Source organism: Streptomyces sp. NPDC040410 (assembly GCF_055595715.1).
Genome location: NZ_JBVIVK010000019.1, coordinates 1 through 21,194, shown reverse-complemented (window position 1 = coordinate 21,194; position 21,194 = coordinate 1). Strand labels below are relative to the sequence as shown.

Genomic DNA, 21,194 nt, shown 5'->3' with positions numbered 1-21,194 from the left:
CAGGGCACACCAGACGTTAAAGAGGGTGAAAGGATGCGCGGGAGCAAGAAAAGACGGGGGCAAGAAAGAAGGGACGCCGAGGCGTCCCTTGCAAACTCTGACAACTTAGCGGTTGATACGGGCCGCCCAACCACTGCGTGAGCTGTCGTGGAGCGATGCAGTGATCAGGTGAGCGCAGGCTCCGCCTGGTGTGCGTCGATGCTCTCCATGATCCTGTCGTGAGAAGCGGCAGCCGCGAGCGCGTCGTTCTCGGCCTGGATCCGTACGAGCTCGGATTCCAGGTCCTGTACGCGCTGCTGGAGCCGTCGCATCTCGGCGAGGAGTCGAGGGTCGGAGCCGCCGACGTAACCGAGAAGCGCCTTTGCCATGATGGATGGTCCTCCACACTGAGTGACCGACCGAAGCGGTGTGGGTCGTGAGGGATTCGCACCCGCGGTGCTTGACACTCTTGAGTTCGTGCTGCCGTTCTTCCATGCCAAACAGCTAAGGTGCGCGGGGTGCTTTCAGCGTCTCACCAAAAAGTTTGACGGTCAACACGATCACGCCCCGTATTGGCGGGCAACCCGGGGGGCGCGGCCGGAAAACGGCGGCGCTGCGACTCCTGCGGGGCCCTCGGGGCGTGGCGATCATCCTTACGCTGCGGAGCTTGCCATCGCAAGCCGTTCTTGGCAACCACCAGGCCATTTTCCGCTCCGGCCGGGTGCCGGTGGCATGTCCCTCCGCTTTCGCCCCGACTGTTTTGCGGAAACGGGTCAGCGGACGGCGAAGCCGTCGTAGCCGCCGCGGGGTGTGTCCCAGATCTCGGTGACACCGTCGACGTGGCCGGGCGTGTCGTCGCCCTGGAGCCAGTCAAGGAGTCCTTCGCAGCCCGGGCGCGGGCCCTCGGCGACGACTTGGACCCGTCCGTCGTCCAGATTGAGAGCAAAACCACTCAGGCCGCCGATCTCCAGGGCCTTGGCCCGCGTGAACCAGCGGAAACCCACACCTTGGACACGTCCGCGCACCCAGGCGACCAGTCGCACTTCCTCGCTCATGAGTGCAACCTAGCCAACCAATGTCTCGCTGGGCACTTCCTCCTCTGGCGCCATGCGGTACCGTCCACCCCCAATGAATCTCATATGAAACTCACTCGATCGAGTGGGGCTGGTTGACCCGGGGGGACGCGTCGACCGCCAGAACGAGGAAGGCAAGGACATGGGACGCCACCGACGCTCCGCCGCCGGCCGCGCCGCCACGGGCCGCGCCACGGGGGTCACAGAAACCTACAGCTCGTACACGGGCGGACACAATCCGCTGAACTCGTACGGCTATGACCACGTCCCGGAAGGTTCCTACGTTCAAAGCCCCCGGGGCACGTATGCGGGAGACCGCCCCACGGAGGGCATCGCCCCGTACCTGAACACCGAGGCCCAGGCCGAGGCGTCCGCGAGGAGTGCCGCCTATCTCTTCGCGACGGAGGACGACTACGCCACGGTCTTCGGCACCGGCGACGGCTTCACGCCCGACGGCGGTTCCCGGCGCGGCGGATCGCACCGCCGCAAGAAGAAGAAGGCCGTGACACCGGTCCGCACCGGCCTGCTCGGGGTCTCCGCCGCGGTCGCCCTCGGAACGGTCGCGGTCGCCACCGGTGCGGTGCCCGGCCTCGGCGAGTACAAGCTCGGCGGCGGCAGCAACACCGGCGACAACGTGCAGTCCGCGGGCTCGCCGGCCAACAGCGCCACCGAGCAGGGCGGCGCCTCCGGCAGCGCCGAGAGCCCCGACTACGGCTCGCCGGCGAGCCGCGACACGGGTCGCTCCGCCTCGCCCACGCCGTCCGCCTCGGCCTCGTCGGCCGCGCCGACCAGGACACCGTCGAAGAAGCCGAAGGCGACGCCCAGCAAGAAGCCGAGCACGACGCCCGCGCAGAGGGCGACGAAGGTTCCGGAGCAGAGCAGCGCCCCCGTGACCCTGTCGGCGGAGAAGAAGGCCGCCGCCGAGGTGATCAAGCTCGTCAACGAGGAGCGGGCGAAGGTGGGCTGCAGCGCGGTGTCCGCCAACAGCGCCCTGGCCGGCCTGGCCGAGGACTTCAGTGACGCCATGGCCGCTCAGGGCTTCTTCGACCACACCGACCCGAACGGGGCGTCCCCGTGGGACCGGGCCGACAAGGCCGGGATAAGCAGCCTGGGCGGCGAGAACATAGCCCGGGGGCAGTCCGACGCGGCCGCGGTGATGGAGGCCTGGATGAACAGCCCGGGCCACAAGGCGAACATACTGAACTGCGACTTCAAGACACTGGGGGTCGGCGTCCACTTCGGGTCGGGCGGCCCTTGGTGGACGCAGGACTTCGGGTACTAGCCATTGCTAGTGCCGCGTCAGCCACGGTTCGCGGCTCGCCCGCCCGCTCAGGCCGCTGCCGCCGCCCGGCCCTGAACGAAGACCTTCGCCGTCTGGGCCACCCGTCGGCCCAGGTGCTCCGCCGTGGCCACATCGGCCTTGTGCACGCCTTCCGGCCCCTCGTCGACATTGGTCTGGGCGGCGGCGCCGGCGAAGACGCCGAGGCGGTTTAGGTCGTGCTCGGAGCCGTCGCTCTTGTTCCAGCCCGGGTGCAGACCGAGGTTGACCCAGTTCATGCCGTGCTGCGCGGCGAGGATCTGGAAGAACTGCAGGGTGTGCAGCTTGTCGCCGCTCTTCGAGCCGGAGTTGGTGAAGCCGGCGGCCAGCTTGTCCTTCCAGTCCTGCCCGAACCAGCGCTTCGAGGACGCCTCCGCGAACACATGGAAGGCGCCGGACGCGGTGCCCATGTACGTCGGCGAGCCGAAGACGATCGCGTCCGAGGCGTCGAGGAGCGCCCACTGCTCGTCGGCGATCTGCCCGACGTCGATCAGGTGCACCTCGGCGCCCGCCTGGACGGCTCCGGAGCGGACGGCCTCGGCGAGGACGGCGGTGTGGCCGTAGCCGGAGTGGTAGGCGATGGACACAACAGGGGTGGTCACAACGTACTCCTCAGGGAGAAACAGCGAGAGACAGAGACCAACGACAAGTGATGCCGCGGAAGCAGCAGCTCATCGGCGATGACCAAAGGAAAGCACTAACTTCCAGTTAGTGCAACCTGCCAGTTAGCGCTGCGTGCGAGTACGCTTGAGGTATGGAGACCATGCAGGAGCTCACGGAGGAGCAGGACCTCCCGTACAACGTGTTCGCCAAGGCCTGTCCCTCGCGCGGCACGCTGGAGCACGTCACGGGGCGCTGGGGCTCGCTCACGCTGGGCGCGCTGTACGAGGGCTCCCTGCGCTTCAACGAGCTGCGCCGCCGCATCGACGGGGTGAGCGAGAAGATGCTCTCCCAGACGCTGCACGCCCTGGAGCGCGACGGCCTGGTACACCGCGAGGCGCAGCCGACCAACCCGCCTCGTGTGGACTACGAGCTGACACCGCTGGGCCGCGGGGTGGCCGAGCGGCTGCTGACCCTCATCCACTTCCTGGAGGGCAGTATGGACGACGTACTCGAAGCACGGGGGCGCTACGACGACGCGCGCGGCGGCCGCTGACACCTCGGGCAGAAGTAGCTGGAGCGGTTCATCCAGGGGCGCCGGCGCATCGGCGTGCCGCAGCGGCGGCACGGCAGGCCCTCACGCCCGTACGCGTCGAGTGAGCGGTCGAAGTAGCCTGACTCGCCGTTGACGTTGACGTACAGGCTGTCGAAGCTGGTGCCGCCCACGGCGAGGGCCGCGTTCATCACGTCCCGTACATGGCCCAGGAGTTGGAGCGTGCGCGGGCGGGTGAAGGCAGCGGTGGGACGCTCGTAGTGGACGCGGGCGCGCCAGAGGGCCTCGTCCGCGTAGATGTTGCCGACGCCGCTGATCAACGACTGGTCCAGCAGGGCCCGTTTGATGGTCGTGCGCCTGCGGCGCAGGGCCTGGTGGAAGGCCTCGTCGTCGAACAGCGGGTCGAGGGGGTCGCGGGCGATGTGCGCGATGACGTCGGGCAGGCCGCCCGGCGTGTTGTCGTGCAACGACAGGCCGCCGAAGGTGCGCTGGTCGACGAAGCGGAGTTCCGTGTCCACCTCGTCCGCGAACCGCACGCGGATCCTGAGGTGCTTCTCGTCCGGAGCCGCGTGCGGCTGGACCAGGAGCTGGCCACTCATCCCGAGGTGCGCCAGGACCGACTGGTTCGTGTCCTCCAGGGGCAGCCACAGGTACTTGCCGCGGCGGCTGGGGGTGCCGATGCGGTGGCCCTTGAGGCGGTGCGTGAAGTCGTCGGCACCGGCGAGATGACGGCGCACCGCGCGCGGATGCAGCACCTCGGCCTCGGCGACCGTGCGGTGGGCGACCCACCGCTCCAGGCCGCGCCGGACGACCTCGACCTCGGGCAACTCGGGCATGGGATCCCCCGTGACGACACCGGTGTATGAAACCGAGCGCCCGCCTCCCCGAAAGGTGAACGAACCAGATCGGGGCGCCGGGCGCTCGGGTGCGCTGTTCGGTCAGGCGGAGACGGACGTCGGACCTTCGTCGTCCTCGGCGGCCTTCTCGGCAGCCGCCTTGGCTCGCTCGTCCGCCGCGGTCCGGATCGACCGCCACGCGGACTCAGCGGCCTGCTGCTCCGCCTCCTTCTTGCTGCGGCCGGTGCCGGTGCCGTACGAGACGCCTCCGACGCGGGCGGCAGCAGTGAAGGTCTTCTCGTGGTCGGGGCCGGTCTCCGTGACCAGGTACTCGGGCACGCCGAGGCCTTCGGTCGCGGTGAGCTCCTGGAGACTGGTCTTCCAGTCCAGGCCGGCTCCGAGGTTCGAGGACTTCTCGATCAGTGGGTCGAACAGGCGGTGCACCAGCTCCGCCGCCGAGTCGAGGCCCTGGTCGAGATAGACCGCGCCGATCACCGCTTCGAGGGTGTCGGCGAGGATGGATGCCTTGTCCCGGCCGCCCGTGCCCTCTTCACCGCGGCCGAGCCGGATGAAGGAGCCGAGTTCGAGGCCGCGACCGACCTCCGCCAGTGCACGCGAGTTGACCACCGCGGCCCGCAGCTTGGCCAGCTGGCCTTCGGGCAGGTCGGGGTGGGTGCGGTACAGCGTGTCCGTGACCACGAGGCCGAGGACGGAGTCCCCGAGGAACTCCAGGCGCTCGTTGGTGGGCAGGCCGCCGTTCTCGTACGCGTACGAGCGGTGGGTCAGCGCACGCACCAGAAGGGCGGACTCGAGTTTGTACCCGAGCCGCCCTTCCAACAGCGTGTGGGACGAGGCCGTGTTGTCCGCAGAGTTCTTCTTAGGCGTGGACACAGTGCCTCTCACCAGCCGCTCAGACCTCGAGGACCTGGCGCTTGTTGTAGGTGCCGCAAGACGGGCACGCGATGTGCTGCTGCTTGGGCTCGTGGCAGCGCTCGCACGCAACCAGGGTGGGGACCGCAGCCTTCCACTGCGACCGGCGGTGGCGCGTGTTGCTGCGCGACATCTTCCGCTTCGGAACAGCCACGGCTACTTCTCCTGCTTCTCGTCGACGCGTGCTGATCGAGGCGCGTCGCCGCTCATCTCGTCCTTCTCGCCGTCTCCGAGTGAACCGGCGAGTCCCTGCAGTGCCGCCCAACGGATGTCGACGGCGTCGTGGTGGTGGTCCGGGTCGTCCGCCAGCCGGGCTCCGCACTCGGAGCACAGGCCGGGGCAGTCGTCCTGGCACACCGGCTGCATCGGCAGTGCGAGCACCACCGCATCGCGCAGCACGGATTCGAGGTCGAACAGGCCGTCCTCGAGAAAGAGCCTGTCCTCGTCTTCCTCGGCGTCGTCGGCCGGTTCCGCTTTGACGCGGCCCCGGTCATCGGCGTCAGGGTACGAGAACATCTCCTGGAAGTCCGCTTCGAGTTCGAGCTCGAGCGGCTCCAGACACCTTACGCACTCCCCCTCTGCCTGTGCACGGGCGGTGCCTGTGACGAGCACCCCTTCCATGACCGACTCGAGCCGGAGTTCGAGCTCCACCGTCGCACCTTCCGGCACTCCGATCACTCCCTGGATCCCGAGATCCTTGGGAGCGTCGATCTCGCGGTTCAGGCGCTGCAGCGCACCAGGCCGCCGCCCCAGCTCGTGCGTGTCGAACACGAGAGGCTTGCGGTGGTCGAGGCGGGCGTTCAGGGCCATTCCTGCTTTCGATCTTCTGAGCTCGGGGACACCGCCCATCGGTGCTTCCGGGCAGCGTTGATCACGGACGTACACGCGACCGAAGAGCCAGGATACTGGACCTTTCGCCGACGGCCCAATCCGGTGTCCGCTCCGGCCGCCGACCGCGGTTCAGCCGTTGCCGCGCCCCTGCTCGTACGCCCGCAGCTGCTCGGCGCTGATCATGCCGGTGTCGAAGAGGCTGGTCTCGTCGAGGGCGTGCGACGACTGCTGAGCCGGCTGCTGCGGGGCGTACCCCTGCTGGGCGTGGTCGGCGGCGTTCTGGTCGTAGGCGGCCTGCCGGCCGTCGTAGCCCTGGTAGGCGTAGGGGTCGGCGTGCTGGTAGCCGTACGGGTCCTGCTGCTGGGCGTAGCCCTGCTGCGGGTATCCGGCGGCGTACGGGTCGGGCTGCTGGTAGCCGTAAGCCGGCTGCTGCTGTGCGTAGTCCTGCCGGCCTGGCTGCTCGGCCGGGGTGTCCTGCTCCGCGAGCGCCGCGAGATCGGCCAGGTAGTCGGCGTCGCTGGAGTGCTGAACGGTGGAGAGGTCGTCGGCGAGGGCGCCGAGGTCGTCGGTGGCGATACGGCCGTGCAGCTTCTGGCGGCCGCGGCCGACGGCCTCCAGGGTCTTGGCGAGGACCGCCTCGAAGGCGCCGAGCTTGGTGTCGACGTAGGCGTCGGCGTCGCGGCGCAGGGTCTCCGGGTCGTGGCTGCGCTCGGGCGCGTCCTCGTCCGCGTAGCCCTGCTCGTCGAGGCCCGGGCCGGTGCCGAGGAGCTTCTCGCGGCCGCGGCCGACCGAGCCGAGGGTCTTGGTGAGGACGACCTCGAAGTTGGCGAGCTTGGAGTCGACGTAGTCGTCGGCCTCCGCGCGGACGTCCTCGGCCTCCTTGCGGGCCTCGTCCAGGATGCGGTCGGCCTCGGCCTGCGAGCGGCGGGCGACCTCGGTGTCGGAGATCAGGGAGCCGCGCTCGGCGTGCGCGGTCTCGATGATCCGCTCGGCCTCCTGGCGGGCCTGCTCGACCATCTGTTCCCGGCCGCCGATCAGCTCCCGGGCCTGGGCGAGGGAGTCGGGCAGCGCCGCACGCACCTCTTCCAGCATCGAGAGCAGCTCCGCGCGGTTGACCACACACGAGGCCGACATGGGCATGGTCCTGGCGCCGGAGACCATCGCGACGATCTCGTCGAGCTTCTTCTGCACGTCCACCTGTGCTCGCCACTCTCTACAGCTGTGTTGGAGACGGACGGGACGACTGTACGGCCACGGGGTGTCCGCCGGACACCGGGTGACGGGCCGTCAGATACTCAGTCCTGAGTGAGCCGCTCGGTGAGGGCCTCCAGGACAACCGGCGGCACGAGGTGGGAGACGTCCCCGCCCCAGGTCGCGACCTCTTTGACCAGGGAGGACGACAGGAAGCTGTAGGTCGGGTTGGTCGGCACGAAGAGCGTCTCGACACCCGACAGGCCGTTGTTCATCTGGGCCATCTGCAGCTCGTAGTCGAAGTCGCTGACCGCGCGCAGGCCCTTCACGATGGCGGGGATGTCGCGCTGCTTGCAGTAGTCGACGAGGAGACCGTGGAAGGCCTCGACCCGGACGTTTCCGTACTCGGCGGTGACCTGGCGGATCAGGTCGATCCGCTCGTCGATCTCGAACAGGCCCCTTTTGGCCTTGTTGATCATGACCGCGACGTAGACCTCGTCGTACAGACGGGAGGCGCGGGAAATGATGTCGAGGTGTCCGTTGGTGATCGGGTCGAACGACCCGGGACAGACGGCGCGGCGCACTTGAGATCCCTCGCTCTCCGGTCCGGTCATCGTGCGTCTTCGCACGTAGAGGCGGCGCGACCGTACCAAAACGTTCCCTCGCCGTAGCGACGGGCCCGGACCGCGTCGAAGCCGTCCGGCCACCGGAATTCGCCACCTCTGGTGCTGCGCTCCACGGTGACGAGGGCTTCGTCCGCGAGCCAGCCCTCCGTGCGGAGTGTGAGCAGAATCTCCCGAAGATCGTCGTCCGTGACGGCGTACGGGGGGTCGAGGAAGGCGAGGTCGTAGGGCTCGGCGGGCGGTGCCTGGATGATCTGGCGGGCCTTGCCCGCCCGGACCTCGGCACCGGGGAGGCCGAGGCTCTTCACGTTCTCCCGGACGATACGGACCGCTCGTGCGTCGGCCTCGACGAGGAGGGTGTGACTCGCGCCGCGGGAGAGGGCCTCCAGGCCCACCGCGCCGGAGCCGGCGTAGAGGTCGAGGACGCGTTCTCCGTCCAGGGGGCCGCCGAGCAGGGACTGCCAGGTGGAGAAGAGGCCTTCGCGTGCGCGGTCGGAGGTGGGGCGCGTGCCGGTCCCTGGCGGGACGGCCAGGCGGCGTCCGCCGGCTGCGCCGGCGATCACGCGGGTCATCTCGGGTCCTTGTTCGTGGGTGTGTGTACGGATCCAGTCTGGCAGGCGGAGGTGGGGGGCGGTTTCGCCGTCGGTCGGGTGCGGGTCGTTGTGGCTGGTCGCGCCCACGCGGCGGAGCCGCTTGTCGGCACAGTCCCGCGCCGCTTTGGGCAAGCTGCTCTCAGCCCTTTTCCAGGTACTGCTCCCTTTCCTCGTCCAGCAGGGCGTCCAGCGCTGTGCGCAGGCCGGGGAGGCTGGTGAGGTCCGGATCGGCGGCGACCACCGCCGCGGCCTCCTCGCGGGCCTCGGCGATGATCTCCTCGTCTTCGATGACGGCGAGGACCCGCAGCGACGTGCGCGCGCCGGACTGGGCCTGGCCGAGGACGTCGCCCTCGCGGCGCTGTTCGAGGTCGATGCGGGAGAGCTCGAAGCCGTCGAGGGTGGAGGCGACGGCGTTCAGGCGCTGACGGGCCGCGCTCGCCTCGGGCATCTCGGTGACCAGGAGGCACAGGCCGGCGGCCGAGCCGCGGCCCACGCGGCCGCGGAGCTGGTGCAGCTGGGAGACGCCGAAGCGGTCGGCGTCCATGATCACCATGGCGGTGGCGTTGGGCACGTTGACGCCGACCTCGATGACCGTGGTGGCGACCAGGACGTCGGTCTCGCCGGCGGCGAAGCGGCGCATGACCGCGTCCTTGTCGTCGGGGTGCATCCGGCCGTGCAGGACCTCGACCTCAAGGCCTTGCAGCGGCCCCTTGGCAAGCTGGCCGGCCACGTCGAGGACGGCGAGCGGGGGCCGCTTCTCGGCCTCGTCCTCGGGGGACTTCCCGGCCTTCTCCGGGGCGTCCTCCTCGTCCCCGATCCGCGGGCAGACGACGTACGCCTGGTGGCCGTTCCCGACCTCCTCGCGCACCCGCTCCCAGGCACGGGCCAGGAAGTGGGGCTTGTCGGCGGCCGGGACGACATGGCTGGCGATCGGCGAGCGGCCGGCCGGGAGCTGGTCGAGGACCGAGGTCTCCAGGTCGCCGAAGACGGTCATGGCGACCGTCCGCGGAATCGGCGTCGCCGTCATGACGAGCAGATGGGGCGGCTGCCTGCCCTTGCCGCGCAGGGCGTCGCGCTGCTCGACGCCGAAGCGGTGCTGTTCGTCGACCACGACGAGCCCGAGGTCGTGGAACTGCACCTTGTCCTCGATCAGCGCGTGCGTGCCGATCACGATCCCGGCCTCACCGGTGACCAGATCGAGCAGCGCCTGACGGCGGGCGGCGGCCCCCATGGACCCGGTGAGCAGCACGACCCTGGTCGCCTGATCGGCCCCGCCGAGCATCCCGCCCTCGGCCAGCTCCCCCATCATCTCCACCACCGACCGGTGGTGCTGCTGGGCGAGCACTTCGGTCGGCGCGAGCATGGCGGCCTGCCCGCCGGCGTCGACGACGGCGAGCATGGCGCGGAGCGCCACCAAGGTCTTTCCCGATCCGACCTCCCCCTGCAGCAACCGGTGCATCGGGTGCTCCGTCGCCAGGTCGTCGAAGATCTCCTTGGAGACCTTCCGCTGGCCCTCGGTGAGAGTGAAGGGGAGCCGGTCGTCGAAGGCTGTGAAGAGGCCGCGCGGCTTGGGCCTGCGTGCGACCGCGGGGAGTTGGGCGTCGGCGTGGCGGCGGCGGGCCAGGGCGACCTGGAGGACGAAGGCCTCGTCCCACTTGAGGCGGGAGCGGGCGTCCTCGATGTCCGCCTTGGTGTGCGGGCGGTGGATCTTGAGGAGGGCCTCGGGGAGGGAGACCAGGCCGCGGCCTTCGCGCAGGGATTCCGGGAGGGGGTCGACGGCCTCCCGCGCGCTCGGCAGCACCGTCTGGATCGCCTTGCCGATCTTCCAGGACTCCAGCTTGGCGGTCGCGGGGTAGATCGGGATGAGGGCACCGGCCCAGGTCTCGACGGACTCCGCGGCGTCGTCGGCGCCCCGCAGCAACTCGTATGCCGGGTGGGCGAGTTGGAGGCGGCGGTTGAAGACGGAGACCTTGCCCGCGAACATCGCGCGTGTGCCCGGCAGGAGCTCCTTGTGGGGTTTGTGGACGCCGTTGCCGAAGAAGACCAGTTGGAGCCGGCCGCTGCCGTCCGTGATGGTCACTTCGAGGCGCTGGCCCTTCCCGCGGGGGGCCTTGGCGGAGGCGAAGGTGTGCAGGCGGGCGTCGGCGACCTGGGCGACCACCGTGACGTGCTCGTCCATCGGAAGGTCGGCGAGGTGGGTGAGCTGGCCGCGCTCCTCGTATCTGCGCGGGTAGTGGTGCAGGAGGTCGCCGACGGAGTGCAGGCCGAGGTGCTCGGCCATCACCTTCGCGGTGGCGGGGCCGAGCACCTTCTTCAGTGGTTCTTGCAGTGCGGGCACGAGATCCATTGCACACCACGGCGCTGACATTGCCGTATACATACCGGGAAACCCCTGGTCAGACGGCTCGTTGGGGTCATAGGATGACGCGCCTCCGGCCATCCCCCGCGGTCACCACCTCACATGGGACCGCCCGACCCCGCGCCGTCGCCCGTCCCCCCACCGGCGCTGCGACGATGGACTCCCAGACCTCACAGGCATCCCAGGCATCCCAGGCATCCCATACGTTCCAGGTCGACCTGCGTGGCCTGGTCGACCTGCTCTCCCACCACCTGTACTCCAGTCCCAAGGTCTATCTGCGCGAGCTGCTGCAGAACGCGGTGGACGCGATCACCGCCCGGCGGGCCGAGCAGCCCGACGCTCCGGCGCGGGTGCGGCTGTACGCCGAGCGCTGCGCGGACGGGTCCCTGCGCGTCGAGGACTCGGGCATCGGGCTCACCGAGTCGGACGTGCACGACCTGCTGGCGACGATCGGGCGCAGCTCCAAGCGCGCCGACGGCCTTCAGGAGGTCCGCTCCGACTTCCTCGGGCAGTTCGGCATCGGCCTGCTGGCCTGCTTCGTGGTGGCCGAACGGATCCGGGTCGTCAGCCGCAGCGCCCGCACGCCCGATGCGGCGCCCGTGGAGTGGACGGCGGCGGACGACGGTTCGTACACCGTGCGGACACTGCCGGACGAGGCCCGTCCCGAACCGGGCACCACGGTGCACCTGGTGGCGCGGGCCGGGGCCGGGGAGTGGCTTTCCGAGGAGCGAGTCCTCGCGCTGGCACGGGACTTCGGGTCGCTGCTGCCGTACGACGTGCGGGTCGGCGAAGAGGCGGTCACCGATCTGCCCGCGCCCTGGGACCGGCCGTATCCGAGCCCCGCCACCCGGCGGGTGGCGCTGGCCCGGCACTGCCACGACCTGTTCGGCTTCACTCCGCTGGACTCGATCGACCTGGACGTGCCGCTCGCCGGGATCCGCGGGGTGGCGTACGTCCTGCCGTCGGCGGTCAGCCCGGCCCGGCGCGCGGGGCACCGCGTCCACCTCAAGGGCATGCTGCTGACCGAACAGGCCGAACAGCTGCTGCCCGACTGGGCGTTCTTCGTGCGCTGCGTCCTCGACACGGACAGCCTGCGGCCCACGGCCTCGCGCGAGTCGCTGTACGAGGACGAGACGCTGGCCGGTGTGCGGGAGGCGCTGGGCGAAAGGATTCGCTCATGGCTGACCGGGCTCGCGGCGGGCGATCCGGAACGGCTGGCGGCCTTCCTGTCCGTGCACCACCTGGGGGTGAAGTCCCTCGCGCGGCACGACAGCGAAATGCTGCGCACCATGCTGCCGTGGCTCCCCTTCGAGACGACCGACGGGCGGCTGTCCCTGGAGGGGTTCGCGCAGCGTCACCCGGTGGTGCACTTCACGCGGACGGTCGAAGAGTACCGTCAGGTCGCGCCGATCGCTTCGGCGCAGGGCGTCGGGGTGATCAACGGCGGTTACACGTACGACAGCGAGCTGGTCGAGGCGCTGCCGTCGGTGCGGCCCGGCACGGTGGTCACCGAACTGGACTCCGACACCGTGACCGCGCACCTGGACGCGGTCGACCCGGCCGAGGAGCTGGCCCTGTCCGGCTTCCTGGCGGCCGCGCGGGCCAAGCTCGACCCGCTGGGCTGCGACGTCGTCCTGCGGGCCTTCCACCCGCTGTCCGTGCCCGCGCTGCACCTGGACGACCGGGCGGCCCGGCACGAGCAAGCCCGAGCCGAGGCCGAGGAGCGGGCCGACGACCTGTGGGCGGGCATCCTCGGCTCGCTGCGCGGCAGCGCCCCGCGCGCGCGTCTGGTGCTCAACCACCTCAACCCGCTGATCCGGCGGATCAGTTCACTCGGCGACCCGGAGCTGATCGGCACCGCCACGGAGTCCCTGTACGGGCAGGCGCTGCTGATGGCGCAGCGCCCGCTGCGCCCGTCCGACTCCGCGCTGCTGAACCGGGCGTTCATCGGCCTCCTGGAATGGGCCACCCACAGCGACTCGGACTCCCGGGAGGACGACCGCCGATGAGCGGGATCACCGACTTCGACGCGCTGCGCAGGGCGATGGCGGAGAACTCCGGGCAGCCGGAGGGCCCTGCCCGCAACGCGCGCGCGGAGCAGCTGCTCGCCGAGGCCGAGAAGCTGAACATCCCGCTCGCGGTGATCGAGGCGCTCGGACACCAGCTGAAGGTCTACAACTACAGCTCCGAGAAGGACAGGATGTTCGTCCCCTTCGCCCGCCTGCTGCGAATGTGGGACGAGCGGCCCGGGGACTTCGACGCCCAAGAGGCGCACTCGCTGCACTGGGTCTTCAAGTGGATGTCGGCGGGCATGCTGGACCAGCCGCACGTGCCGCTGGCCTCCATCGAGAAGTGGCTCGGCGAGATGGAGCACCGCTACCGGCTCGCCGGGCACTCCGAACGGGCTGTGCGCAGCGTCGAGTTCAGCGTGGCCGCCCATGTCGGGGACATCGCCCGCGCGGAGCGGGCGTACGGCGCCTGGCTGGCCGCCGACCGTGACAGCATGGCCGACTGCCACGCGTGCGAGCTGCACGGGCAGGGCTGGTGGCAGTCGGAGCGGGGCCGGGACGCCGAGGCCCTGGAGCTGTGGCGGCCGGTCCTCGAGGGCGAGTTCACCTGCGCCCACGAGCCGCACACCGTCCTCGCATCGGCCCTGGTTCCCCTGCTGCGGCTGGGCCGCACCGAGGAGGCGCGCGCCGGCCATCTGCGGGGCTTCCGGCTGGTACGGGCGATGGAGAGCATGCGCGGCGCGTACGCGGACCACGTCGAGTTCTGCGCGCTGACCGGAAACGAGGCGCGCGGTCTGGAGCTGCTCGCGGAGCGGCCGGCGTACTTCACGGACGACGGGCATCCGCGCAGCAGGCTGGATTTCATGGCCGTGGTGGCCCTGCTCATGGACCGGCTGACCGGGCTGGGGCCGGCCGACCGGCAGGTGCCCGGTCCGGCCGGCCGGGTGTGGACCGCGCGGGAACTCGCGGCCTACGCGCGCACGGAGGCACTCGCGCTGGCGGCTCGCTTCGACGAGCGCAACGGCACGTCGTACGTCAGTGAGCGGGCCCTGACGCGAATGGAGCAGCGGCCGTTGGCAGAGCGCCTGCCGCTGGGGGTGCGGTCGGCGCGGGCGGCCACCTCGACTCCTCCTCCTGTGGCTGCCCCCGCCCCCGCCGACGTGGCCGCGACGGACGAACCGGATCTGGCCGCGATGCTCGCCGAGGCGCGGCGGCTGTCGGACACGCTGCAGCCGAACGCCGTCGAGGCGTGGGCGGCGGTCTCCCGGGCGGCGGAGGGCGTCGAGCTGGACGCGCGCGACCGGGCGGAGATCGCCGACCACGAGGCCATGGACCGGGGTCCCGAGGGCATCGGGCTGTTCGAGCGTGCCGCCGAGCTGTACGCGGAGGCGGGCGACCCCGGTGAGTCCCTGGCGGCACGCACGCGTGCGGCGTACATACGCGCTCTGACGGGCGAGGTGGACGAGGCGCTGGCGGCGGTGGCCGAGCCGTACGAGAGCGTCCTTGCGCTCTACGCCGAGGACGGCACGGGCGTACGGCAGACGGCGTCCGTGCTGATGGGACGGGCACGGATCCTGATGCGGCGCGTGCACCAGGCCGACGAGTCCGCCGAGTCCGAAGAGTCCGAAGAGGTGGCCGCCCTCGCGGACGCCGAGGAGGCCGCACGGGAGGTGCTGGCCCGGGTGGAGGGCGATGTCGGGGACGACGTACGGCTCGCCTCCCGGGCCGCCGAGGCGCACGCGATGCTCGCGGAGCTGGCGGCGCGCAGGGGGGACGTGGAGGCGGCCGCCGGGCTGTTCGCGCGGGCCGCGGCGGCGTTCGTCGACGCCGGTCTGCCGTGGTTCGCGGTGGAGTACGAGGCCCGGCTGGCCGGCCTCGCGCACCACCTCGGCGACACGGCGGAGGCGGAGCGGGCGCTGCGGGCGGCCCTGGAGCACGGCGGGCCGCACCTGGAGGCGACGGGGCGCGCGCAGCTGCACCTGCAGCTCGCCGAGGTCGTCGGCGGCCGGGGCCTGTCCGAGGAGGCCGCCGGGCACGCCCTGGAGGCCGCGCACTGGGCCGACGAGGCCGGAGAGGGGTCCACTCTCGGCGCCTGGGCGCGGCACCAGCTCGGTGGGTTCATGCTGCGGCAGGGGCGGTGGGCCGAGGCCGCGGAGGTGCTGGAGTCGGCGCTGCCCGACCTGACCGCCGAGACACACGGCGACGGCGCGGTCGTCCAGACGCAGTGGTGGCTCGGCGACTGCCTGAGCGAGCTCGGCGAGCACCGGGCGGCCGCCGAGCGCAGACTGCAGGCCGCCGAGATCGCCCGCCACTGGCCCGAGCAGCACGACCACGCGACGCTTGCGCATCTCGCCGCCGAGTCCCTCGGGCACGCGGGGCTGCCCGCCGAGGCGGACCATGCCTACGCGCGCGCGGGCGACCTGTGGCGTTCGCTCGGCGACGTCCACGGTCTCGTCCGGTCGCTGCGGGCCCGCGCGTGGCTCGCGCTGCGCACGGAGGACGGTCTCGACGCGGCACGGGAGTTGATGACGGCCGCGGTCAAGGAGTGCGAAGCGGCGCCGGCCGCGGCGGACGACCCGGTCGAGGCGGAGGCGCGGAGGCGGCTGCTGGCCGAGCGCGGACACACCCGCCGGCAGTTCGGCGACCTGCTCGCCCGCTGGGCCGCCGAGGACGCGGGAGACGACGCGATCCGGTCGGCGCTGGAGGAGGCCCTGTCCCAGGTGGCGGAGGCGATCGGGGTGTTCGCGGCCCTCGGGGACGACGCCCGGCACAGCCGGACCGGCGCCGAACTGGCCGCGGGCCGGCTGGAGGCGGACCTCGGCCGTCCCGCCGAGGCGGCCGCACGCGCGCGTGCGGTCCTGGAGGCGTACGGCGCCGAGGAGAGCGAGGCCGCTCAGGCCCGGCGGGCCGAGGCGCGGCACCTGCTGGACGGGGTGACGGAGTAGGACGGCAGGGGCTGCCCGGGCCCGGTGGGGGCCGCCCGGGCCCGGTGGGGGCCGCCCGGGCCCGGTGGGGGCCGCCCGGGCCCGGTGGGGGCCGCCCGGGCCCGGTGGCGGGGTCTACTCGACCCCGATGAGCAGCAGGGCCCCCTGCCGGCCGCCGCGGTACACCACCGTGTCGACGGCGAGGTACGACTCCCGGACGCGGGCTTCGAGGTGGTCCGCGACGGTCTCGGGGGCGTCGTCGCCGAGGACGAGGGTGACCAGCTCTCCACCGGCCGAGAGCATGCGGTCGAGGACCGTCTCGGCGGTGGCCGTGACGTCCGACCCGATCACGGCCACGTCGCCGTCGATGAGGCCCAGGACGTCTCCCGCCTGGCAGATGCCGGCCATGGTCCACGACTCGCGTTCCGCGACGAGGACCTCGGCGTGGCGGGTGGCGCCCGCCGCCGAGGTCATTGCCACGACGTCCTCGTCGAAGCGGCGCTCCGGCTCGTGCACGGCGAGCGCCGCGATGCCCTGGACCGCGGAGCGGGTCGGGATCAGGGCCACGCGGATGCCCTCCGCACGGGCCTGCTCGGCCGCGGCGGCCGCGGTGTGGCGCAGGTCGGCGTCGTTGGGCAGCAGCACCACTTCGCGCGCGTGGGCCCGCCGTACGGCCTCGACGAGTTCCCCGCTCGCCGGCGCCTCCCCCGGTCGCGCGAGCACGGTGGTCGCCCCCGCCTCGGTGTACAGCCCGGCCAGGCCCTCGCCGGGCACGACGGCCACCACCGCGCGCTGGGCGCGTTCCCGGGGCGACCGCTCGGCACCGGTGGTGTGCACGTCACCCGCACCGAAGTGCGTGATCCTGATCCGGTACGGCCGTCCCGCCTCCACGCCCGCCTCCACGGCGGCGCCGGCGTCGTCCACATGCACGTGGACGTTCCACAGCCCGTCGCCGCCGACCACGACGAGCGAGTCCCCGAGGGCGTCGAGCCGCGCCCGCAGCCGGTCGACGGCGCTGTCGTCGGCCTCCAGGAGATAGATCACCTCGAAGGCGGGACCGCGCTCCTCCGGTGCCGGGGTGCCGTCCGCGCAGCCGCCGACGGCGGCATCGCCGGACCTGGCGCCCACGCGCGCACGGGAGGCGTCGGCATGGTTGAGGGGACCGCGCGCGTGCGACGCCCCGGCCGGCGTCACTGCCGCCTCCCCCGTCAGCGTCTCCACCAGCGCCGCCAGAACCGCCACCAGCCCCCGGCCGCCCGCGTCCACCACCCCGGCACGCTCCAGGACGGCCAGCTGGCCGGGGGTGGCGGCGAGGGCCGCGCGGGCTCCCTCGTAGGCCGCGCGCGCGACCGTCCCGCAGTCGCCCTCGGCTCCGGTGGCCGCGTCGGCGGCGGCGGACGCCACCGTGAGGACCGTGCCCTCGACGGGGTGGGCCACGGCCTGGCGCGCGGAGTCGGCCGCGTGGCGCAGGGCGAGCCTGAGGCCACGTCCGTCGGTGTGCGCGGCCTCGCCGTCGGCGGCGAACACCTGCGCCATGCCGCGCAGCAGCTGCGCGAGGATCGTCCCGGAGTTGCCGCGCGCCCCAATGAGCGCCCCGTGGGCCATGGCCCTGACGGCGTCGGACAGCGACGGTTCACCGAACGGCGCTCCCGTCCCCTCTGGGGCCGCCGCGGGGCCCACCTCGTGACCGGCGAACACCGCCTCGACGGCCGCGAAGGCCGACTCCACCGTCAGATACAGGTTCGTGCCGGTGTCCCCGTCCGCCACGGGGTAGACGTTGATCGCGTCGATCTCCTCACGCGCGCGCCCCAGCGCCTCCAGCGCGAGACCGCACCAGGTGCGCACCGCGAGAGCATCGAAGAATGTCTGCGGCACGTGCGCCACCTGCGCCTCCTTGAGCTGCCGGCTGTGGGACGCAGCGTAGACCCCGGGTCGCTGTCCACCGGAAGAGGGCCGGGAGCAGGCCTCCTGAGCAGCCATGGTAGTTTCGTTGTACTGGCGCAGTCGTTGTATGCTGCTCCGGTTGCCCGATCCAGATCGGGCTCTCCCCTGGCAACGCCACTTCAGATCCTTGATCTTGATCCCGGCATGCCGGGATCAACCGTAAGTGCATCTGAAGTCTTTGGAGTGACCCGTGGCTGCCAACTGCGACGTCTGCGGCAAGGGGCCGGGCTTCGGCAACAACATCTCGCACTCTCACCGCCGTACGCCCCGCCGCTGGAACCCGAACATCCAGCGTGTGCGTACTGTGGTCGGCGGGACGCCGAAGCGCGTGAACGCTTGCACCTCGTGCATCAAGGCCGGCAAGGTCTCGCGCTGACGCACCGCTAAGCGCGCGGCCACTGCTGGTTCGCTGCTCAGAGCCGGTCCACCTCAGGTGGGCCGGCTTTTTGCCGTGCCCGCGGGCGGTCGTCGAGGGAAGCTCGACCTGCGGTGCGCCCGGCCGAGCGGTTCGCGGGGATGGGCTGGGAGACCCCGAAGGTCCTGGGACCGAGAAGGCGGCCACGGACATCAGACTGCGGGAGTACCCCTTCTGAGGGCCCAGGCGTGGTCCACGGGCCCGATCCCCCCACCGAGGGCGAACCCGGCCGCGATGGCCCCGGTGACGTACTCCTTGGCCGCCGCCACGGCCTCCGGCACGGTCTGTCCCTTGGCGAGCTGCGACGCGATCGCGGAGGCGAGGGTGCAGCCCGTGCCGTGCGTGTGCCGGTTGTCGTACCGGGGTGCGCGCAGCCAGTGCTCCTCGGTGCCGTCGGTGAGGAGGTCCACGGCCTCGCCGGGCAGATGACCGCCCTTGACGAGAACCCACCGCGGCCCATGAGCCAGCACGGCCGCCGCGCCGTTCCGCAGCTGGCCCGCCGACTCGACCCGCACACCCGTCAGTTGGGTCACCTCGTCGAGGTTCGGCGTCGCGAGGGTCGCGGCCGGCAGCAGCTTCGTCCGCACCGAGTCGAGCGCGGAGGCGGCCAGCAGCGGGTCCCCGTGCTTGGAGACCCCCACCGGGTCCACGACGGCCGGTGCTTCCGTCCGCCCGATCAACTCGGCGACGGCCTCCACGAGTTCGGCCGAGGCGAGCATGCCGGTCTTGACCGCCTGGACACCGATGTCGTCCACGACGCTGCGGTACTGGGCGCGCACCGCCTCCACAGGCAGCTCCCAAGTCCCTTGCACACCTCGGGAGTTCTGCGCGGTGACCGCCGTGACGACGCTCATGCCGTGCACGCCGAGCGCGAGCATCGTCTTCAGGTCGGCCTGGATGCCCGCGCCCCCGCCGGAGTCGGAACCCGCGACCGTCAGCACCCTCGGCGGAGCACTCATGACTCGATGTCCCCGAAGTGGTCCCAGCCGCCCTTCGTGGTCCACGGCGCCCCGTCGACGGTCACCTGGGGCAGCGCCGAGGGGTTGAGCACCTCGCCGATGACCTTCCAGCGGGCCGGCAGCTTCACGTCCGGCGGGAAGGTCGCGACGATCGCGTGGTCCTCTCCCCCGGTGAGCACCCACTGCATCGGGTCGACGCCGACGGCCTGCCCGATGTCGTTCATCTGGGTCGGGATGTCTATGGCGCCGGAGCGGATGTCGATACGGACCTTGCTGGCCTCCGCGATGTGCCCGAGGTCGGCGATCAGCCCGTCGCTGACGTCGCACATCGAGGTCGCGCCGAGCCCTGCGGCGGCCGGCCCCGCGTGGTACGGCGGCTCGGGGCGCCGGTGCGCCTCGACGAAGGCGCGCGGCGAGCGGAACCCGCGGGAGAGCACGGCGTACCCGGCCGCGGACCAGCCGAGCCAGCCGGTCACCGCGACGAGGTCGCCGGGCTGGGCACCGGCCCGCGTCACGGGCTCGTGGTTGCGCAGATCGCCGAGCGCGGTGATCGACACCATGATCGTGTCACCGCGTACGACGTCGCCGCCGACCACGGACGCGCCCGCGACCTGGCACTCGTCGCGCAGACCGTCCATCAGCTCGGTCGGCCAGGTCACCGGGAGTTCGGCGGGAACCACCAGGCCGAGCAGCAGGGCGGTCGGTACGGCGCCCATGGCGGCGATGTCCGCGAGGTTCTGCGCGGCCGCCTTGCGCCCCACGTCGTAGGCCGTGGACCAGTCGCGGCGGAAGTGCCGCCCCTCCAGCAGGATGTCGGTGCTGGCCACGACCCTGCGGTCGGGTGCGGCCACCACTGCGGCGTCGTCGCCGGGTCCGACCCGGACCGCCGGGGTGGTGGTGAGACGGGAGGTGAGCTCCCTGATGAGCCCGAACTCGCCGAGCTCACCAACAGTGCCCTTCATTGCCCTTACGCCCCTTCTGTCCCTGTCCGTGCCCGCTCGCGCGTCATCAGTGTCCTCGCTACGGTCGAGGTGACCGTCAACTTCTGTCGTGCCTGCACCCCGGCGCGGGGGCCCGGGGTGCCGCAGGTCTCCCCGCGGCGAGCGGCGACGCGATACCGTGGCGTTCCTTTTCCCCACATGATCCTCGTGGCCGCCCTGGAGGTTCCGTGGTACAGGCGTACATCCTGATCCAGACGGAGGTCGGCAAGGCGTCGACCGTCGCCGAAACGATCAGCAAGATCCCTGGCGTCGTCCAGGCCGAGGACGTGACGGGACCGTACGACGTGATCGTGCGCGCCCAGGCCGACACCGTCGACGACCTGGGCCGCATGGTGGTCGCGAAGGTCCAGCAAGTGGACGGCATCACCCGCACCCTGACCTGCCCGGTAGTCCATCTGTAGCCCCCGTCTACCCTTGGCCGGTGAACTTCTTCCGTCACCGGCCCTTCGGTCTGCCCGCGCTCGTCCTGCTGATCACCGCCGCAGGCTGCTCCTCAGCAGACGACAGCGGGCCGACGGCGGTTCCCAGCCCGGACGCGAAGGCCGCGAAGCTGTGCCGAAACCTGGACGGTGTGCTGCCGCGGAAGGTCGACGGTCTCGGTCGCCGGGATCCCGAGCCCGCGTCCGCGCTGACCGCGGGCTGGGGAGGCCCGGAGATCATACTGCGCTGCGGTGTCGTACAGCCGCCGAAGATGATCGATCCGAAGGTGGCCACCGGAGCCGACCCGGACGCGGTCGGCGGTGGGGTGAACGGGGTCGACTGGCTGATGGAGAAGCGGGACGACGGGTCGTACCGCTTCACCACGGCGAATCGCTCCGCGTACGTCGAGGTGACGGTGCCCGACGGGCGGGACAGCTCGGGAGTACTGGTCGACCTGGCCTCGGCGATCAGGAAGGCGATCCCCAAGGGGACCGCCGACTAGTGCCGGGTCAGCCAAGGTTCGCCCGTCAAGGAGCGGCGCCCGGTGCGTGCTCTCGGCGTGCCGGCCGGAAGTCCTCGTACTGGACGTACTCGGGCTTTCGGCCGGTGCGGCGAGAGGGCGTGCCGGGCGTCGCG

21 protein-coding genes are annotated in these 21,194 nt (G+C 71.5%); 7 read left to right on the top strand and 14 right to left on the bottom strand.

Translation table 11 applies throughout. The annotated features are described in order from the left end of the window. Positions 1-164: 164 nt before the first annotated feature. Positions 165-368, bottom strand: coding sequence for a hypothetical protein (locus tag ACZ562_RS30110; protein ID WP_016432419.1), 204 nt, complete (start codon positions 366-368; stop codon positions 165-167). Between the two features lie 384 nt (positions 369-752). Next, on the bottom strand, positions 753-1,034 hold the full coding sequence (locus ACZ562_RS30105) for an acylphosphatase (protein ID WP_471185451.1): 282 nt from the start codon (positions 1,032-1,034) through the stop codon (positions 753-755). Between the two features lie 160 nt (positions 1,035-1,194). Between ACZ562_RS30105 and ACZ562_RS30100 the strand changes: the two genes are divergently transcribed. Then, complete coding sequence (locus ACZ562_RS30100; protein ID WP_471185449.1) at positions 1,195-2,334, top strand: CAP domain-containing protein; 1,140 nt, start codon at positions 1,195-1,197, stop codon at positions 2,332-2,334. A 47-nt stretch (positions 2,335-2,381) separates the two neighbouring features. Here ACZ562_RS30100 and ACZ562_RS30095 read toward each other — a convergent pair whose 3' ends face one another. Next, positions 2,382-2,972, bottom strand: coding sequence for a flavodoxin family protein (locus ACZ562_RS30095; protein ID WP_471185446.1), 591 nt, complete (start codon positions 2,970-2,972; stop codon positions 2,382-2,384). Between the two features lie 152 nt (positions 2,973-3,124). Between ACZ562_RS30095 and ACZ562_RS30090 the strand changes: the two genes are divergently transcribed. Further along, the gene (locus ACZ562_RS30090) at positions 3,125-3,526 is read left to right on the top strand and encodes a winged helix-turn-helix transcriptional regulator (RefSeq protein WP_471185444.1); all 402 of its coding nucleotides are present in this window, start codon (positions 3,125-3,127) and stop codon (positions 3,524-3,526) included. Here ACZ562_RS30090 and mutM read toward each other — a convergent pair. From mutM to recG, 8 genes are all read right to left on the bottom strand, one after another. Continuing rightward, the gene (mutM, locus tag ACZ562_RS30085) at positions 3,499-4,359 is read right to left on the bottom strand and encodes a bifunctional DNA-formamidopyrimidine glycosylase/DNA-(apurinic or apyrimidinic site) lyase (RefSeq protein ID WP_471185443.1); all 861 of its coding nucleotides are present in this window, start codon (positions 4,357-4,359) and stop codon (positions 3,499-3,501) included. The two genes, ACZ562_RS30090 and mutM, sit on opposite strands and share 28 nt — an antisense overlap. 102 nt (positions 4,360-4,461) lie before the next feature. After that, on the bottom strand, positions 4,462-5,250 hold the full coding sequence (gene rnc / locus ACZ562_RS30080; RefSeq protein ID WP_471185440.1) for a ribonuclease III: 789 nt from the start codon (positions 5,248-5,250) through the stop codon (positions 4,462-4,464). Between the two features lie 19 nt (positions 5,251-5,269). Then, entirely contained in the window at positions 5,270-5,443 is a 174-nt protein-coding gene (gene rpmF, locus ACZ562_RS30075; RefSeq protein ID WP_003951102.1) for a 50S ribosomal protein L32, read from the bottom strand. A 2-nt stretch (positions 5,444-5,445) separates the two neighbouring features. After that, positions 5,446-6,099 carry a YceD family protein gene (locus ACZ562_RS30070; protein ID WP_471185437.1) on the bottom strand — a complete coding sequence of 218 codons (654 nt, stop codon included), beginning with the start codon at positions 6,097-6,099 and terminating at the stop codon, positions 5,446-5,448. 150 nt (positions 6,100-6,249) lie between these two features. Then, positions 6,250-7,317 carry a cell division initiation protein gene (locus tag ACZ562_RS30065; protein ID WP_471185435.1) on the bottom strand — a complete coding sequence of 356 codons (1,068 nt, stop codon included), beginning with the start codon at positions 7,315-7,317 and terminating at the stop codon, positions 6,250-6,252. Between the two features lie 98 nt (positions 7,318-7,415). Beyond that, complete coding sequence (coaD, locus tag ACZ562_RS30060; protein ID WP_471185671.1) at positions 7,416-7,895, bottom strand: pantetheine-phosphate adenylyltransferase; 480 nt, start codon at positions 7,893-7,895, stop codon at positions 7,416-7,418. A gap of 26 nt (positions 7,896-7,921) precedes the next feature. Further along, positions 7,922-8,506 (bottom strand): 16S rRNA (guanine(966)-N(2))-methyltransferase RsmD, encoded by a 585-nt coding sequence (gene rsmD / locus ACZ562_RS30055; protein WP_471185433.1) that lies wholly within the window; start codon positions 8,504-8,506, stop codon positions 7,922-7,924. 160 nt (positions 8,507-8,666) lie between these two features. After that, entirely contained in the window at positions 8,667-10,874 is a 2,208-nt protein-coding gene (gene recG, locus ACZ562_RS30050; protein ID WP_471185430.1) for an ATP-dependent DNA helicase RecG, read from the bottom strand. Between the two features lie 167 nt (positions 10,875-11,041). On the opposite strand from recG, the gene ACZ562_RS30045 reads away from it, so the two are divergent. Further along, positions 11,042-12,895, top strand: a complete 1,854-nt coding sequence (locus ACZ562_RS30045) for an HSP90 family protein (RefSeq protein ID WP_471185428.1) — start codon at positions 11,042-11,044, stop codon at positions 12,893-12,895. Continuing rightward, the gene (locus ACZ562_RS30040) at positions 12,892-15,840 is read left to right on the top strand and encodes a tetratricopeptide repeat protein (RefSeq protein ID WP_471185426.1); all 2,949 of its coding nucleotides are present in this window, start codon (positions 12,892-12,894) and stop codon (positions 15,838-15,840) included. Before ACZ562_RS30045 ends, ACZ562_RS30040 begins: the two co-directional genes overlap by 4 nt. Before the next feature lie 114 nt (positions 15,841-15,954). Here the strand turns inward: ACZ562_RS30040 and ACZ562_RS30035 are convergent, their stop codons facing one another. Further along, positions 15,955-17,703, bottom strand: coding sequence for a DAK2 domain-containing protein (locus ACZ562_RS30035; RefSeq protein WP_471185423.1), 1,749 nt, complete (start codon positions 17,701-17,703; stop codon positions 15,955-15,957). A gap of 250 nt (positions 17,704-17,953) precedes the next feature. On the opposite strand from ACZ562_RS30035, the gene rpmB reads away from it, so the two are divergent. After that, complete coding sequence (gene rpmB / locus ACZ562_RS30030; protein ID WP_004924906.1) at positions 17,954-18,139, top strand: 50S ribosomal protein L28; 186 nt, start codon at positions 17,954-17,956, stop codon at positions 18,137-18,139. 191 nt (positions 18,140-18,330) lie between these two features. Here rpmB and thiD read toward each other — a convergent pair whose 3' ends face one another. Continuing rightward, positions 18,331-19,137, bottom strand: coding sequence for a bifunctional hydroxymethylpyrimidine kinase/phosphomethylpyrimidine kinase (thiD, locus tag ACZ562_RS30025; RefSeq protein ID WP_471185421.1), 807 nt, complete (start codon positions 19,135-19,137; stop codon positions 18,331-18,333). Then, entirely contained in the window at positions 19,134-20,099 is a 966-nt protein-coding gene (locus tag ACZ562_RS30020) for a thiamine-phosphate kinase (RefSeq protein WP_471185419.1), read from the bottom strand. The genes thiD and ACZ562_RS30020 overlap by 4 nt, the downstream gene beginning before the upstream one ends. Before the next feature lie 206 nt (positions 20,100-20,305). Here ACZ562_RS30020 and ACZ562_RS30015 point away from each other — a divergent pair, with 206 nt between their 5' ends. After that, on the top strand, positions 20,306-20,539 hold the full coding sequence (locus ACZ562_RS30015) for an Lrp/AsnC family transcriptional regulator (protein ID WP_037677600.1): 234 nt from the start codon (positions 20,306-20,308) through the stop codon (positions 20,537-20,539). 20 nt (positions 20,540-20,559) lie between these two features. Then, complete coding sequence (locus ACZ562_RS30010; RefSeq protein ID WP_471185416.1) at positions 20,560-21,060, top strand: DUF3515 domain-containing protein; 501 nt, start codon at positions 20,560-20,562, stop codon at positions 21,058-21,060. Positions 21,061-21,194 lie beyond the last annotated feature (134 nt).